The organism is Vibrio sp. R10-SF1-ISO8 (assembly GCF_059833805.1).
Map to the genome: position 1 here is coordinate 17,265 of NZ_JCBDHL010000005.1, position 16,705 is coordinate 33,969.

Genomic DNA, 16,705 nt, shown 5'->3' on the forward strand with positions numbered 1-16,705 from the left:
CTTTTCTGTTTGATATTGCTCTCTAAGTGGAGCGTTATTTACCAAACAATTTCACGTTATTGGATTAATTCCGAATCGGTTTCCTTGGGCTTCCGTTTGATCCTATTTTCCTTCTGAAAACAGCTGATCAAGCTTGTCTTCATAATCATGATATTTGAGGTGCGCATAGAGCTCTTTACGAGTTTGCATCGAATCCGTCAGCGCTTCTTGGTTACCCACTTCTAACAGGTGCTTGTACACCATCTCTGCTGCTTTGTTCATTGCACGAAACGCACTTAGTGGGTACAGCACCATGTCAACTTTGGACTTAGCAAGCTCTTCACAGCCGTACAGTGGCGTCTGACCAAACTCGGTAATGTTCGCCAGTATCGGCACAGGCTTACCAGTAGCACTCTCTAGAGCTTCAGAGAACTGAACATACTGCTCTAGTTTGTTCATTGCTTCTGGGAAAATCATGTCAGCACCTGCTTCAACGCAAGCAATCGCGCGTTCGATAGCACTATCGATCCCTTCAACAGCCAGAGCATCCGTACGAGCCATCACCACAAAGTTGTCATCGTTACGCGCATCCACTGCGGCCTTAACGCGATCGACCATCTCTTGTTGGCTAACAATGGCTTTATTTGGGCGGTGACCACAACGTTTCTGCGCTACCTGATCTTCCATGTGTACCGCGCCCGCGCCCGCTTTCTCCATTGCCTTGATGGTTCGCGCGATATTAAATGCACCGCCAAACCCCGTATCGATATCAACCAGCAGTGGTAAGTCACACGCATTGGTGATTCTCTCGACATCGACTAAAACGTCATTAAGTGTGGTAATCCCCAAGTCGGGTAAGCCATAAGAGGCATTAGCGATACCGCCACCTGATAAGTAAATAGCTTGATGTCCCAGATTTTTTGCCATCATGGCGCAGTATGGATTAATGGTCCCTACTATTTGCAGTGGATCGTTTTGCTCAACGGCAAGTCTAAATTTAGCTCCTTGAGATAAACTCATTGCTCTTTCCTCTAGTCCGTTTTTGGGCTTTAGTCCCTAAGGATTTGTTGTTCAATTAATGTTCGGCTACCCGAGATATGGCGTCTCATCAACATCTCGGCTAACTCTTCGTCTCTATTCTTGATAGCTTGTAAGATATATTTGTGCTCATCGAGCGCTTCAACGGGTCGCGACTGAGCTCTAGGCGATTGATATCGATACATTCTCAACAAGTGATAAAGCTCATCACACAGCAATGAGATAAGCTTACTGTTGCGGCTGGCGAGAATAATGCGATAGTGAAAATCGAAATCACCGTGCTGATGGAAATACGAAGCACCCTCGACTTCATCAATATGATTTGAATGTGTCGACAATACTGCTTCTAATCCTACAATCTCTTCTGCAGTGATATGCCTAGCTGCAAGTCGAGCAGCCATACCTTCTAGCGCCTCTCTAACTGCGTATAGCTCTATTAGCTTTTCAGGTGAGAAAGTAATCACTCTCGCACCGACGTGTGGGATACGCTCGATTAGGCCTAATCCTTCAACTCGCATTATCGCTTCACGCAGAGGCCCCCTACTTACCTGATACTTCTTAGCTAGCTCAGGCTCAGATATCTTGCTGCCTGGGGCAATTTCTCCACTAACAATAGCCTCTACCAATGATTCGGTTAAGCTCTCTGATTTGGTGTTTTCTTTTTCAGAAACGCCTTCTTTTAGTCGAGTTTTAAGTTCAATATTCATCTTTAATACACTCGCTGCCTGACACCAAACTGTCTACAATTTCATCTTCTAAGATTAAAATAGACCATAACATTGTCGACAATCAAGCAAATTGTCGACAATTTAGACCAAGGTAGTAGTCCAGATTAGTAAATAAAAGATGTAACATTGGTTGAGTCACAGTTGCTATGTGATGCAGAGCAAGGTTATTGCAATCTCGACAATGACTTAGTTGCTGTATGAGATTAGTATCTTAGATACAGAAAGGAATCTTGTTAATTAAGAGGCTTATGCACTCTCCAACTACTAAATCGATTCTGGCTGGGTTGATTGCAGCCAATATCTCTGGATGCTCACTGTTCTTTGCGGATGAGCGAGAGCCCTACTATCCGCTGCTGAGAGACAGTACTTACTCAGATGAAGAGCTCGCAGTGATTGAAACCGATAATGTTCTAAAATCAGCGGTTAGACACAACGACTTTGTGCTTGTTGAAGATGAAACTCGTGTCAACCAATCTGTCGACAAAGTTTTTGCCGAAGCGATAAACAACCATGCTGTTTCTGTGGAAGACCTAAAGGGTTCACAATTCCATAAAGGGTTAGAACAAATTATTAAACAGTTCACTTGCGAACTGTACGCCAGTCAGCAACCCCAAGACTCGGTTCAACTATGCCCGCAATCGAATCAGATTGTCGACAATGGATTAGACTACCTGCCTTTTGAGCAAGGTTTACGTACAGCTCAACGTCTAAGTACGATCAAACAAAATAAAAGTGATACGTTGCAGCTCGAACTGTTTCTTAAAAGCACCCATGAACGTCCGTTAGAATCCCTATGGGGCGCAGTGCATGAACTCGGTCACTTTAAGGGCAGCCAGTTGCCACCTGAAAGCTTAGTGCTAACCGTTAATTTAAAAGCGTATAAAAAAGACAACAAAGCACACACTTGGAGATATATGCATCCTGAGCCGCTTATCTTCTTCGTTGTTCTTCCTTCTGTTGATCACCTCGTCAGTCGCCCTAACGAAATCGAAAGTATGGATTTCGCCTACCGGAGTGCCAAGCTACTGGTTGTAGATAGCAGGTAAAATCCAATCTCTCACTTTGCGACAAACATCGGCTAGTAACTATTCTGGCCGGTTCCCTGTGTGTACAAAATCGCCCCTCAAACACTAAGTTATTGTTTATGTTGAATATGTGATTGTATATCGATTACATATGTAACTGACAATTTTAATAAATGAAACTAATTTGATATACGTTCATATTTTATAAACCCATTTGAATTTAACATTTTTTTAACCTTGCATTTCAGCAACTATGGCTTCGCTTATTTAATACAAGGAGTCACAAATGCAAGTAAGCGTCACAACAACAAAAACTATGCTCGCTACCATTATTAGCTCAACGCTACTATCTGGGTGTTACTGGGATGATCCAGAAAAGGCAGCGAAGTACGTCAGTAGTAAAATTGATCGCGAAGAGGTCGTGGAACACTTAGAAGAGCTTGAAGCGAGGGCATCGAAAACAACTGATGGAGCGTCCGTTACTCGAGCAGCTGGTACCGAAGGCTATGCACAGTCTCTCAACTATATTGTTGATACCATGCGTGCCCATAACTACGATGTGGCAATACAAGAGTTTGATTTTCGTGCATGGGAAGAGCTTGCGGGTACAACCCTCAATGTAAATGGAACCGATCTAATCGGTGTGCGCAATGCCAGTGAAGGCGTAGAGCCAGACTTTGCCGCTATGTCATACTCTGGTAACTCAAACGGCTTACTTTCCGCAGATGCCGTTTTCATTACTCCTGATTTTAGATTCGATGCGCCTGATTATGACAGTACTGACGGCTGTGAGTCTTCCGACTTCGCTGGCAAAAATGTGACGGACAAAATTGCTGTCATCCAACGTGGCGGATGTAGTTTCAATACCAAAGTTGTCAACGCTCAAAACGCTGGAGCTAAAGGTGTTATTGTCTTTAACCAAGGTAACGCTGAAGGCCGTACAGCGGTCGTAAATGGTACATTAGGTAGCGATAGTACGGCCACTATTCCGGCTCTCGGTGCTCGTTACGCACTTGGTAAGCAATGGTATGAGTTGAGCCAAACCGCTGCAGTGCCTATCGCATTGAATATTAACGTCCAAGATGAAGAGGTACTCACCCAAAACATCATTGCTGAGACCAAAGGCGGTAATGCTAATGAGGTTGTCATGCTTGGCGCACACTTGGACTCAGTTCCAGAAGGCCCTGGAATCAATGACAACGGTTCAGGTACGGCAGGTCTGCTCGAATATGCGGTAACCCTTGCGAATTTGAAAGCACCGGTTAAGAATAAAGTACGTTTTGCTTGGTGGGCAGCTGAAGAAGCAGGTCTAGTCGGCTCTGAGTACTACACCAACGAGCTCTTCGCACCACTGCGTAATCAAGCTCAACAGGAAATCCTAAAAGAACTAGGCTTGGAAGACCCTAGCCAGTTAACACCTGAACAGCTAGATCTCGTCGATGCTCGCTACTATGAGTTAAACAAAGTTAAGCTCTACCTAAACTTCGATATGATTGGCTCGCCTAACTACATCTTTGGCGTTATGGACGGAGACTTATCAGATACGAAAGACAGCCCAGATAACGCTTACACGGGTGATTTCCAACCGCCATATGGCACATCACATATCGAGTCTGTTTTTAACAAGTTCTTTACTGAAAAATCAGAGTCGACCGTTCCACAAGCTTTATCTAAACGTTCAGATTATGCTGGTTTTGCTGATTGGGGCATCGCTTTTGGCGGCTTGTTTACTGGTGCAGAAAAAGTGAAGTCCGCGCAGGAAGTCGAAAAGTTTGGTGGCGAAATTGATGTCGCTTATGATAAATGCTACCACCAAGCCTGTGATGACCTAAACAACGTGAGCCAAGAAGCACTGTACGTCAACACTCAATCGCTTGCTTACGTCACTACTTTTTATGCCTTTAGTGACCCTGTGTTCCCAGAACAACAACCACAAGCACAACAAGTACTTCGCTCTTTAAGCACCGAACCGGCTCCGAGTAACAAGCTCCGCGTGGGCCAGAAACTAAAAGCTGCAGATAGCGTTTCTGATCATGACCATTTCCATGGTGATTTCGATCAAGATCGTGAGTAACTGTTCTAGTTGTCCATAAAACCAAAGCCGCGCGTGAACAATGCGCGGCTTTTTATAAGACTTTCGCCCATTTTCACGTTAAACGTTCAAAAAACACTCAAATCACCTCTTACCACTCTAATCTGGATTATAAATCTCAGTTAATTTGATTTATTTACTAATGAATACCTGCTACTTTTTAATGAATTATTAACAGACATCACAACCCATTGTTTCGAATAGATTTACCCGAAGCATGATCGTCAGTTTTAAAGGAAGTGTTATGGCTGAAAAATATTCGGCATCGGCGAGCCCTATTTCTGCAAAGGATTATAAAGGGCAGGAGCACAAGATCAGTGAGTTTTCTGTGGCTCAAACTCTCTCTGAATCTTTTTCAGTTTCCGCCACCCTTGTCTCTAGTAATTTCGATGCCCAAAGCCAGTTAGGCCAGCTTCTCACAATTAACCGATACTCAAACACTTCAGGTAGCTCGACATTAACTCGCTCCTTTAACGGTATAATTACGCGTATTGAGAGCTTAGGAATGGACAGCAATCTTCAATACGTTTTGTACCAGGTCACTTTGAAGCCATGGTTAGAACTTCTTAAACACACTCACGCTTTCCGGGTCTACCAAAACCAATCAACCAAGGATATTGTTAGCGATATTTTCGATAATGCGGGTTTCAAGGGCTGCTACAAAATAGCCAAAATGCCGACCACCAAACGCGAGTACTGTCTGCAGTATAACGAGTCTGATTTTGATTTTGTCACGAGGCTGCTTACAGAAGAAGGGGTTCATTACTATTTCACCCATTCAGATAAAGAGCACACTCTCGTACTGCAAGATGCTCAATCGCCTTTCGACAAAGCTGACAACGCAAAATTCGATATGGTGGAAACGCCAACAGGCTCTTTACCACTACTCGAGTCTTGGTCACCTGCAGTCGCATTTCATGGTTCGAGCATGGAGCTCACTGCCTACGACTACAGCCAAACGAAATTGGTAACAAGTAAAGCGCAAAAAAGCAGTAATTCCATAGCAAACAATACCAAGCTGACTAATGTTCATTATCCGCCGCTGGGTGTCTCGGGAGATAAAACCGATCTGGCCAGTAATCTTGCCAAGCGCCGTGTAGAACATCTGGCTCAGGACTATCAAACTATTGTCGCAACTGCGAAACATGACTTGTTCGATATAGCGACTTGGTTTTCACTCTCTAGCCATCTTGATAAGTCGCAACTATCGGATTATTCAATAATTTCAATAAAGACACATTATTCTGAAGAGGTCGTTTGCGACACTGAAATCAAGGCAGTGCCTAAAACAACCTCTCACTATCCAACCCCAGTCGACAAGCAAAGAGTTCACGGATTGCAAAGCGCAACAGTCGCGGGGTCGACTGCTGGCGAAATAAACCAAGATGACCAAGGGCGAGTCAGGATCCAGTTTCATTGGGACACCGAAGCCAGTGGAGATAAAACCAGTTGCTATGTCCGTGTTGCGCAAATGATGGCAGGGAGCGGCTATGGTGCTCAGTTTGTCCCTCGAGTTGGTCAAGAAGTTCTTGTCGCTTTCATTGATGGTGATCCTGACCAACCTATCATTACGGGCAGTGTCTACAACAGTAAAAATGCGCCTCCTTACAAGGAAGCTAACTCAACGAAAAGTGGCATAAAAACCAAGCTCACTGGGCAATCCAATGAGCTCTATTTTGATGACAAAAAAGACAATGAGCTTATTTACCTGCACGCGGCAAAAGACATTACGCAAGAGATCGAGAATAACCATACAGAAACTGTCAAAGGTGAATTAACACAAAAAGTCACCAAACAAATGGCCATCTCCACTGAAGATAATTACAGCCTGACTGTCACCAAAGCGATGTCTGAGAAAGCGAAATCGATCACTATCGAAGCCGATGACAGCATCGACATCAAAGTGGGTTCGAGCAAAATTTCAATATCTTCTTCCTCGATATCCATTGAAGCAACCAATATTGACATTAAAGCTAGTAGCGGCTTAAACCTTCAAGGTACTAACGTCACGAGTAAAGCCACCTCAGCGAACAAAGTCTCTGGTACAACAACGGCTTTAGAAGCGACAAGTTCAAATTCAATTAAGGGCTTGAGCGTAGCAATAAAAGCAGACACAACGCTTTCCGCTGAAGGTTCATTAAGTGCGGAATTTAAATCCGGACTTAAAGCAACGTTTAATGGTGGTGTTATGGGTGAAGTAAAAGGCGCTATCGTTAAGGTAAATTAATGACTTACAAAAAAATTCCTTATCAAACTTGTGGGCAAATCCTGCCTCGATTTACTGCTTCAGACGAAGCGAAAGAGTTACTTAACGAAGAGTTGTCCGTAGAACAGACCATTCAATTGCTCCAAGACAACACACTTAACAATGACCTTGTGCAGTTTCTCGCCCATGCTCTACCCGTCCGTGAAGCGATTTGGTGGGCAAGTCTCTGTATACAGCTTCGTAATGACGTTTGGAACGCAACTCAAGCACAATGTATTCAAACGGCACAACAGTGGGTACAAGCTCCAGCAGAAGACCTTCGACGCAAAGCAGAACTACTGTCTAACAGACTCGAATTAAACTGCGGACCTTCATGGTTAGCACAAGCAATATTTTGGAATGGTTCTGGCAGCATAGTGGCCCCAGATCTTCCTGCAGTTCTTCCAGACCCTTTCCTCTATGCTAAAGCTGTAGCTGGCTCAATTAACCATGCTGCTGCTCTGCCCATTTGGGAAGGCTCAGAAGAGTACTATAGTCAATCTGTAAACTATGCGCTGGATATCGCTGCCGGCGGCAATGGAGGAAACGCATGACATTAGCAGCCCGTTTAACAGACATGCATGTTTGCCCGATGCAAACACCCGCAGTGCCCCCTATTCCTCATGTAGGTGGACCAATTACAGGCCCTGGAGTACCCACTGTGCTTATAGGTAGCATGCCTGCCGCCACACTCGGTGACATGTGCGTATGTGTGGGGCCACCAGATTCCATTATTAAAGGCAGCGCTACTGTTCTTATTATGAACAAACCCGCCGCCCGAATGGGAGATACAACTGCACATGGTGGCACAATCGTTCTAGGTATGCCGACCGTCATGATCGGTGGTTAAAAAACCACCTCGCGAACAAGGGTTTAATAAAAAATGAGCGTGCTCCGTCCAATTTTCTAGATGTATGTCACCTTTTTGCGTAAATAATAAATTTGGACGAGCCTTTTTTAAAAATAAGCCTAGACTATCATTTGTGAGCAATGACTAATAAATTACTATTCTAACAATTGCTTACGTTAACCAAATTACAATAATTACGTAACGGAAAATGCATGGTAGATATTGCGCACTTGTTGGCTCCCATTTCAGAAGAATCCCCTACTGGTAACTACCTTAAACTTGATCGCTCGATCTATCGCGCGTTACGTAACAGCTATAATGCCGCGCAGTCTTCGTTCCGACAGCTTATCGAAACACCTGACGCTTCTAGCGATGAGGCTTTGCTAGAAGCCAATGATTCTAATTGGACTCAACTGCGCAACAGCACGTTAGAAGCACTCACCCAATCAACAAAAGATCTCGAGTTACTTGGTTGGTATATCTCAAGCCAATTGTTCACCGCGCAGCCATATCAGAACCTAGCCGACTCAACTAAAGTACTAAAAGGCTTCATCGAAGAGTTCTGGGGCAATCTGCACCCCACTCTGCCGGACAACAAAATTAAGAGCGACGATGAGCAAGGTAGACTAAAAGAGATCGCAGATTTCCGTATCAAGCCATTATTGCAATTGGTCGGTGAAAGCAACGACTCAACAGCGCTGTTTATGCCATTACAGCTTATCGGTTTGATTGGTGACATTACATTCGGCGACTACCTGCGAGCAGAACGAGCTGGTGAGCTTGAAGACCTTAAGAAGAAAGCCCAACAGCTGCACAATAGTGACGTTGAGCAGACGGTACTTTTGCTCTCTGAGGCTTATCAGAACTTTACTGAAGCGGAACTCGCTATTGCCAAAGAGTGCCAACAAGTCGGTGTGACCCCAATTAGCTTCCGTTTCGCCAAAGCAAATATCGCCGATTCGATTAACGCGATTCGCTTTCTAAACGGAGATAAATTCGCTTTCTGGCCACTAGATAATGATTATCTCCCTCGTAGCGAAGAGGTCATAGCGCCAAAGCAAGAAGAAAGCGTACCCCAGAGCACTCCAGCACCTGAAGCTAATGTGCCGGCGGCAGCAACTGAACCAAGTAACGTTACACCACAAGCTGTAGCCCAATTGCAACCTGAAGCCGCGGTTACACAGATACAGGTGAGTGCCGGCCAGATAGCGAGCCGAGATCAGGCTTTTCATGAACTTAGAAGGATTTCTGAGTTCTTTAAACAAACTGAACCGCATAGCCCAATTTCGTTCTTGTTAGAGAGAGCGATACGCTGGGGTTACATGAGCCTGCCTGAACTAATGCAAGAAATGACGGGTGGTAATAGCGGCGTAATGCAACAAATTAATCAATTAACGGGGATGGATAACTTAAATCAGCTTGATCTGAGTGATAAAACGATATCAACGTCCTCTATCGTTAATCCAACCGCAGTTGCTTCAAATGGCGCAACTGCACCAACTAATCAGACTTCTCCTGTAGAAATACCAACTCAGGAAAAGGCCGATAATAATCAATCATCACAAACTGAAGCAAGCTCCACTGAGTCATCAGGTAATCTGAATGATTTCGAGTGGTAACCAAATGCTGATCAGCAAAGGAGAATAAAATGGCTTCTATTTTCATGAGAATCGACGGTACAAAACCTAAAGGCGCTGCAACAGTAGAAAAGATTGGTGGTAAAGATGGCTTCTTCGCTATCGACACTATCACTTGGAATGCTGTACGTGGTGTAGGCATTGATGTCGGTAACGCTAACAACGCAGACCAAGGTATGGTTGCACTAGGTGAAGTAAACGTGACACGTGGATGTGACGGTGCGACTCCTCACCTAACAACATTCCTATACGCACCAGGTGGTGAAGGTAAAACTGTTGAGATCGTAATGACTAAGCCTAACCGTGAAGGTTCTGGTGCTGATCCATACCTAATCCTAACGCTTAAAGCTGCTCGTATGTCTAGCTACAACATGGCTGCATCAGACGGCACGCTACCAAACGAATCATTCAGCCTAACGTACACTGAAATTTCTAAAGCGTACTACATCGAGGGTGAAGGCGGTAAGATCGAGAAAGGCCCTGAAGTTGGCTTCGATGCAACTACAGCTAAAGTGACTTCGACTGCGGCGTAATTGAATAAGGAGATCCATTGTGGCACTTAATTCCCAACACAAACGCGTAAGTAAGAACCGCGTAAGTATTACTTACGATGTGGAAACTAATGGCGCTGTAGAAACCAAAGAACTCCCATTTGTTGTTGGGGTAATTGGTGACTACTCGGGTCATAAGCAAGATAAAGAAGATGTTGAAGAGCGCACGTTTTATAACGTCGACAAAGACAACTTCGACAATGTCATGAAGCGTGTCGGCCCAGAGCTGAGCCTAAAAGTTGACAACGTACTGGCTGACGATGACAGCCAGTTCGAAGCCAACCTACAGTTTAACTCAATGAAAGACTTCGAACCGGAAGCTATTGTTGAGCAAGTTGAACCACTGAAAAAACTTGTAGAGACTCGTAACCAACTTAAGGTTCTGCTTTCAAAAGCTGACCGCTCTCGTGACCTAGAAAAGCTACTTAAAGAAGTTCTTCAAAGCGCTGATACCATTAATGCGCTGTCTGAAGAATTAGGTATCAATAAAGAAGGAGCTGAATAATGAGCACAGAAGCTGAAAATCAAGCCCAACCGGAAGCTGCAGAAGGTGCTCTTAGTTTTCTAGACAGAGCGATTGAAGCAACGACTCAGACTCCGGCTGATACTACCAAAGAACTTTTCTCTGTCCTTGCTGAGCAGGCGCTATCTGGCACTGTGACTTGGGACAAGAACTTAACTAAGACCATTGAAAACGCAATTTCTGAGATCGATAAGAAGCTTTCACAACAGCTATCTCAGGTAATGCAGCAAAATGAATTCCAGAAGCTCGAAGGCTCTTGGCGTGGTCTGCAAAAACTTGTCAAAGAGAGTGAGCTAGGCCGCGATCTTAAAATCAAGATGGTCGACTTTAGTCAAGAAGAGCTACTAGAGCAATTCGAAGACGCACCTGCAATTGATCGTAGCCCGCTATTTAACGCAGTTTACCAAGGTGAGTTTGGTACTGCTGGTGGTGAACCATACGGCACCTTTATCGGTGACTATGAGTTCAGCGCTAAAGATGAAGATGTTGCCCTACTTCGCTACATGGGTGAAGTTGCTGCTGCATGTCACGCACCGTTTGTTGCTGCTGCAAATGCACAAATGTTTGAATTCAACGACTTCACTACATTTGACGAAGGCAAGCCTGTAGCGGCAGGTTTCGACTCTCCAGCTTATGCAGCTTGGAACTCGTTCCGTGAAAGTGATGATGCTCGCTATGTGACACTCACGCTTCCACGCACTATGGCTCGCTTGCCATACGGCGCCAAAGGTCTAAGCACTAACTTATTTGATTACGAAGAGTTAGGTACGGATATGGATGGTAATCCAAATCCTGCAAACAACGATGAGCTAGTGTGGTCTAATGCAGCTTATGATTTAGGTCTTAAAATGACCCAAGCTTACACCGCGTCAGGCTGGTGTACCGCGATTCGTGGTCTAGACAATGGTGGTAAGGTAGAAAACCTACCTAACTTAACCTACAAAACGGAAGCGGGTGACCTAGTACAGCAATGTCCTACTGAGGTTAACTTGACGGATGAGCGTGAAAAAGAGCTTAGCGACCTAGGCTTCCTACCACTGGTTCATTACAAGAACTCAAATTACGGTGTGTTTATTGGTGGTCAAACGACTCAAAAACCAAAAACGTTCACTGATCCAGATGCAACAGCAAACGCTGCAATCTCTGCTCGTCTGCCTTACATCATGGCAAGTGGCCGTATCGCTCACTACTTGAAGGTAATGGGCCGTGATAAACTAGGCTCAAACCTAGAGGCTCCAGACATCCAACGTGAACTTCAACTTTGGATCGACCAATACACCAACGCTGGTGCAATTGGCAATGAGCAACGTGCGAAAACACCACTAGCTGAATCACGTATTGAGGTTGTAGAACAACCAGGCCGCCCAGGTTCTTACTCTGCGGTAGCGCATCTACGCCCATGGCTACAACTTGAAGAACTGACAACCTCGGTTCGAATGGTAGCTAAGATTCCAGGCTAAACCAGAAATCAGGCCGGACTTGTCCGGCCTATTCTTTCTCTATTCTCAGGACATGATGAATTTGAACATCGATTCAGAATGGCAACGGAATTTTGCCGGATTAGACACCACAGACAACGACTTTTTGAAAGAGTCGCTATCTCTGCTGTCTGAGATTGCTCCGGAAGCACTCACAAGTAAAGGTCGTTTAACTGTGTATCTCGCTCAGTTGATCACCGAGCTAGACAACGGCATTTCAAAACAGCTTGATGAGATACTGCACCACAAAGACTTTGAGACCCTTCACGGCAGTTGGCTCGGACTGGAAGGCTTAGCCAAGCTGCCCGTCAACAAGCAACGTACAAAACTCAAACTGCTTGATATGGATTGGTCCGAGATTTCAAACGACGTCAACCAAGCCTATACCATCAAAGGGTCTGAACTTTACAACAAAATTGGCAACAAAGAACTCAACACTCTAGGTGGTCACCCATTTGGTAGCATTGTTTTTACTCACAAAATCTCACTTGATATGGATTTTGATGCGGACTATGACGACTTATTCACCTTGGAGCTATTAGGTAAACTAGGTGAAGTTACCTTATGCCCTATGCTGTTTTCTCCCGATGAACAATTCTTTGTACAGCCAACTGCAGACTGGTTATCCGATACTAACCGGATTGAAAAAATCCTTGCAGGTAGCGACTACAAACCTTGGCAAGAACTACGACAAAAAGCTTCATCAAAGTTTGTTGGACTGGTCATGCCATCCATACGTATGCGTAACAGTTATAAGAATGCCAAAGTTGGATTTATCTACAACGAGGCAGGCCAAGGTCTGTGGGGCAATGCTGCATTTGCTTTCGCTGCAACCATCATGAGAGAACATCATCGAGTAAATTGGTTTGGTTTTTTGAAATCTCGCTGGAACGATAAAGCTCAGGGTGCACTGGTTAACTTAGAGCATCACGACTGCCAGTTTTTATCTCGTCCTGAAACGGATGTCGTTTTATTTGGTCAAATTTCGACCTTCTACGCGCAAAATGGATTTATTCCGTTGACGAAGAGTGCCTTGAGCGAAAAGTTTTACTTCAATGGCAACAATTCGATTTGGCAAAGTAGCTCTCAAACCGATAACGAAAAAGTGCTCACACAAATTCAAACCAGCCTGATGTCTTGTCGCATCGCTCATTACTTAAAAGTACAAGTGAGAGAAATGATAGGTAGCTTCAATACCGCATCAGAGTGTGAGCTTTTCTTAACGCATTGGATTGAAAAATTCTCAAGCAACGTCTCATTTGCCAACGAAGAAACATTGTCCAAATACCCGCTAAGCTTCGCCAAGATAAGCGTTACAGAATCTCCGCACCACAAAGGAAGCTTTTCTTGTACTTTACGTATTGTTCCCCAATACCAGTACGACCATTTCACTGGCGAAGTCGTCCTGACAACTGAACTGGATGAGGTGGCGTAATGAGTTTCTGGAAAACCTTTGTTCAGCCACATGAAAACTCTGGTCCGAATGACGACATTGAGGACATCAAGTATAACCTAACGAAACTTCTTGAATCGGAAGCATCTCTACTCGAGATAGATGATCGCTTTGTTGAACTGCAGCGTTCTAATTTTCGTTTTGGTATTGAGGACGTGCAGTTACTTAGCGCTAGTCTAGACCAAGCTCAACTCGCGCTTCGTTTAGAAAGCTACATCAAACACTTCGAGCCAAGATTAACCAACGTCATGGTTGAACTTGGTGAACGCAAAGAAAATGAAAACGCCATCGCGTTTAACATCGTTGCAAAGGCCAAAACCACTCAAGGAGAAACCGAGTTGGTATTTGACTCAAAAATTTCGCTGAATGATTTAAGAACATTAATGACGGAGGACAGTTATGAGTGATCCGTTATTAAGATATTTCGAACAGGAGCTGACTCTTGTTCGACGCGCTTTAGGACAATTTGGACACCAGCATCCTAGTCATGCTGAACGTTTAAACATACATCAAGGCCAAATCGAGGATCCAAGCCTTGCTCGGCTGCTTGATGGCGTGGCTTTACTCAATGCCACAGTCGAAAAAAAACTATCAGACCAATTGCCAGAAGTGGTTGAAGGTTTGCTTGGTGTTTTGTACCCAAGCTACATACAAACCGTTCCGAGCATTGCTTATCTCCAACTCGATGAAGAGGCAGATCTGGCCGAGTCAGTAATACTGCCTAAAGGTTCTCAGTTCTCAGCCGTAGCGCAAGGTCAAAGCTGCACCTTTACTACTATCGATGAACTAAAAACCACCTCATTTAAGTTGATGGATACAACTGCCTCTAGTGCCCCTTTCAAGTTCAATCGTCCAGTTGGTACTGAGCAAACAACGGCGGTAATACAGCTCAGCTTTTCAACGGGTGATCCAGATGTATTTTTCTCGTCGTTGGATTGTGAAGACCTAGATATTTTTGTCCAAGGTTTTGAAAACAATGCAGATTCACTGGTCGAGCTATTGCTTGCTGAGACCCAAGCTATCTCTATCTCTGATGCAGACTGCGAAAAACATGCGGTACTAGAACCCGAGCGTTTAAAAAGTAGAATCAGCGATACGAACTTCCAGTTTTTACCACAAAAAGGCAATCAGTTTGCAGGTTATCAACTGATCAGTGAGTTCTTTTTCTTTAAAGAGAAACGTCAGTTCTTCCGTCTTAAAGAGTTCGGTCAAGCAATCAAGCAATTTGATACATCAGATATTGTTCTGAACCTGTTTATGCATAGCTTACCGACTGAGTTTATGCGCTTATTCGATAACCAAGTATTTAAGCTAAATATTGTACCTGCGATTAACTTGTTCGAACAAACCGGTGAGCCTACAACCTATGATCAGCGTAGTTTAAGTATTCCAGTCAATGCTGACGCACACAGCGATGGTGATATTGAGATCGTTGAAGTCACTGAGGTGTATGAAATCACCTCGATGGGAGAAAAAACGCTCACACCTCTGTTCAAAGACAGCTATCGCTCGGATCCAAAAGCTGATCATTGGCAATGCACTCGCGGTAGCGACAATGAATTCAGACTCGCAATCAGCCTAAATAATCAACAAGACCTGGAGTTCAATAAACTGTACGGCACTCGGCTTCTTTGTACTAACGGGAAACGAGCTTGTGCTGTTCAAGGGGATTTCGAGTGTCTAGAGAGCATCGATTTGCCGGGTGAGTTTAGCCCTATTTATCCACCCTCAGCGCCTATTTCACGAGAGCAAGACCCACATTTGCACTGGCAGTTTATCGCCCTGCTGAATGCTAACTTTGTCTCCCTGCTTCATGCAGAACATCCTGAAGAAGCGTTAAAGAGAATGCTGCGTTTATGTAGTCGCAGTCAAATTTCTGCAGACGAAATCCAGACGATTCGTAACGTCAATATCCGTTCACAAGTGTCTGCACTAAGAATTCTTGGCAAAAACGTTTTCTCACCAGGAACAGAAATAGAGATTACATTGGATACTACCAGTGGTTTTCTAGTTTTCAGCGACGTTCTTAATCGCTTTTTCCAGCAGTTTTGTAGTTTTGATCGTTACATCCAACTGTCGATAAAGGTTTATGGCCGCGATGGTTACGTTAAACGCTACCCAAAGATTCACGGTAGCCAGAGCGCTTTATAGAGTTGGGTGGAAATCATGAAAGTAGTCAATGACCTAACCAATAACACTGAAAAATACGATTTCGCTCAAGCGATGCGTTTACTGTCGCACTTTATCTCTGAATCAGATCAGCGGATTCGCTTGGTACTAAAAGCCGAAGCAATGCCAACCGGTGATGCAAGTGAAATCCAGTATTTTTCTTTAAAGAACAATAACGCTAAGCTGAGACTTGCTAAGCAAGCGTTATCGGGCGTTAAAGGTGTAATCCCTTACTACATTTATGAAGAACTTTTGGCAGCTCTGCATGACGACGACCATGCTTTAAAAGACTTTCTCGATGTATTCAATCAGAGGTATTTTGAACTTGTCGCTCAGCTGGAGACCTCTCCTTGGTTAGTGGTTCAAAATGAGCTACATCCTGAAAAGTCGCGTCTACTTAACCACATAGCTGCACTTAACGACGAACACGGTAACTTTTTCCAATACTCATTCTTACTGGGACAAAATAGCCGTAACTTAAGCAGCTTGGAACAAATGCTGAATGACTATTTCCCGTATGAGGTTGAAGTCTCAGCGAAGCACCAAGAGCGCCGTCAACTTCCATTAGACTCACTCACCAAACTCGGCGTTAATCGCAATTACAACAGCCGTGTTGGACAAGGGTTTCTAATCGGAAAAACCTGTTTGACTCATTTTAATCATTTGGTTGTATCGATAAAACCAGCCAATGAACAAGACCTTTTAGATATTCAAAATGATCGAATGCTTGCAAGTAGTATGCGTGAACTCATTCAGCATTACCTTCGCGATAATACTCCAGTTTCGATTTATCTTAAGGTTAAACGCGAATACCTTTCGCGACCTACACTTTCCAGCAACATCAACCGTGCAGCAAAACTGGGAGAGGTTGATTGCCTCGCTCCAGAAAGAAAGCCGCACAAAATGATAAGTATCTTGCTCAAATAATGGAAAAACA

15 protein-coding genes are annotated in these 16,705 nt (G+C 44.2%); 13 read left to right on the forward strand and 2 right to left on the reverse strand.

Going from position 1 to position 16,705, the window contains the following annotated elements; translation table 11 throughout:
- Positions 1-102 precede the first annotated feature (102 nt).
- Positions 103-999 carry a methylisocitrate lyase gene (gene prpB, locus AC6R00_RS01290; protein WP_500639085.1) on the reverse strand — a complete coding sequence of 299 codons (897 nt, stop codon included), beginning with the start codon at positions 997-999 and terminating at the stop codon, positions 103-105.
- 29 nt (positions 1,000-1,028) lie between these two features.
- Positions 1,029-1,724 (reverse strand): FCD domain-containing protein, encoded by a 696-nt coding sequence (locus AC6R00_RS01295; protein ID WP_494505024.1) that lies wholly within the window; start codon positions 1,722-1,724, stop codon positions 1,029-1,031.
- A 269-nt stretch (positions 1,725-1,993) separates the two neighbouring features.
- On the opposite strand from AC6R00_RS01295, the gene AC6R00_RS01300 reads away from it, so the two are divergent.
- From AC6R00_RS01300 to AC6R00_RS01360, 13 genes are all read left to right on the forward strand, one after another.
- Positions 1,994-2,791, forward strand: a complete 798-nt coding sequence (locus AC6R00_RS01300; RefSeq protein ID WP_500639086.1) for a hypothetical protein — start codon at positions 1,994-1,996, stop codon at positions 2,789-2,791.
- 265 nt (positions 2,792-3,056) lie between these two features.
- Positions 3,057-4,844: a M28 family metallopeptidase gene (locus AC6R00_RS01305; protein WP_500639087.1), complete on the forward strand. Its 1,788-nt coding sequence runs from the start codon at positions 3,057-3,059 to the stop codon at positions 4,842-4,844.
- Between the two features lie 262 nt (positions 4,845-5,106).
- Positions 5,107-7,089 (forward strand): type VI secretion system Vgr family protein, encoded by a 1,983-nt coding sequence (locus tag AC6R00_RS01310; RefSeq protein ID WP_500639088.1) that lies wholly within the window; start codon positions 5,107-5,109, stop codon positions 7,087-7,089.
- Positions 7,089-7,661, forward strand: coding sequence for a DUF6931 family protein (locus AC6R00_RS01315; RefSeq protein WP_500639089.1), 573 nt, complete (start codon positions 7,089-7,091; stop codon positions 7,659-7,661). The genes AC6R00_RS01310 and AC6R00_RS01315 overlap by 1 nt, the downstream gene beginning before the upstream one ends.
- A complete protein-coding gene (locus tag AC6R00_RS01320; RefSeq protein WP_004742854.1) occupies positions 7,658-7,957 on the forward strand; it encodes a PAAR domain-containing protein in 300 nt (99 codons plus the stop codon). The genes AC6R00_RS01315 and AC6R00_RS01320 overlap by 4 nt, the downstream gene beginning before the upstream one ends.
- A 212-nt stretch (positions 7,958-8,169) precedes the next feature.
- Complete coding sequence (locus AC6R00_RS01325) at positions 8,170-9,576, forward strand: type VI secretion system protein TssA (protein ID WP_500639090.1); 1,407 nt, start codon at positions 8,170-8,172, stop codon at positions 9,574-9,576.
- A gap of 29 nt (positions 9,577-9,605) precedes the next feature.
- Positions 9,606-10,127: an Hcp family type VI secretion system effector gene (locus tag AC6R00_RS01330; protein WP_069666239.1), complete on the forward strand. Its 522-nt coding sequence runs from the start codon at positions 9,606-9,608 to the stop codon at positions 10,125-10,127.
- Between the two features lie 19 nt (positions 10,128-10,146).
- Positions 10,147-10,650: a type VI secretion system contractile sheath small subunit gene (tssB, locus tag AC6R00_RS01335; protein ID WP_004748702.1), complete on the forward strand. Its 504-nt coding sequence runs from the start codon at positions 10,147-10,149 to the stop codon at positions 10,648-10,650.
- Complete coding sequence (gene tssC, locus AC6R00_RS01340) at positions 10,650-12,128, forward strand: type VI secretion system contractile sheath large subunit (RefSeq protein ID WP_500639091.1); 1,479 nt, start codon at positions 10,650-10,652, stop codon at positions 12,126-12,128. The genes tssB and tssC overlap by 1 nt, the downstream gene beginning before the upstream one ends.
- A gap of 55 nt (positions 12,129-12,183) precedes the next feature.
- Positions 12,184-13,581 carry a type VI secretion system contractile sheath domain-containing protein gene (locus AC6R00_RS01345; protein ID WP_500639092.1) on the forward strand — a complete coding sequence of 466 codons (1,398 nt, stop codon included), beginning with the start codon at positions 12,184-12,186 and terminating at the stop codon, positions 13,579-13,581.
- Complete coding sequence (gene tssE / locus AC6R00_RS01350) at positions 13,581-14,006, forward strand: type VI secretion system baseplate subunit TssE (protein WP_494505033.1); 426 nt, start codon at positions 13,581-13,583, stop codon at positions 14,004-14,006. Before AC6R00_RS01345 ends, tssE begins: the two co-directional genes overlap by 1 nt.
- Positions 13,999-15,750, forward strand: coding sequence for a type VI secretion system baseplate subunit TssF (tssF, locus tag AC6R00_RS01355; protein ID WP_494505034.1), 1,752 nt, complete (start codon positions 13,999-14,001; stop codon positions 15,748-15,750). Before tssE ends, tssF begins: the two co-directional genes overlap by 8 nt.
- Positions 15,751-15,765: 15 nt before the next feature.
- On the forward strand, positions 15,766-16,695 hold the full coding sequence (locus AC6R00_RS01360; protein WP_494505035.1) for a type VI secretion system baseplate subunit TssG: 930 nt from the start codon (positions 15,766-15,768) through the stop codon (positions 16,693-16,695).
- Positions 16,696-16,705: the final 10 nt, after the last annotated feature.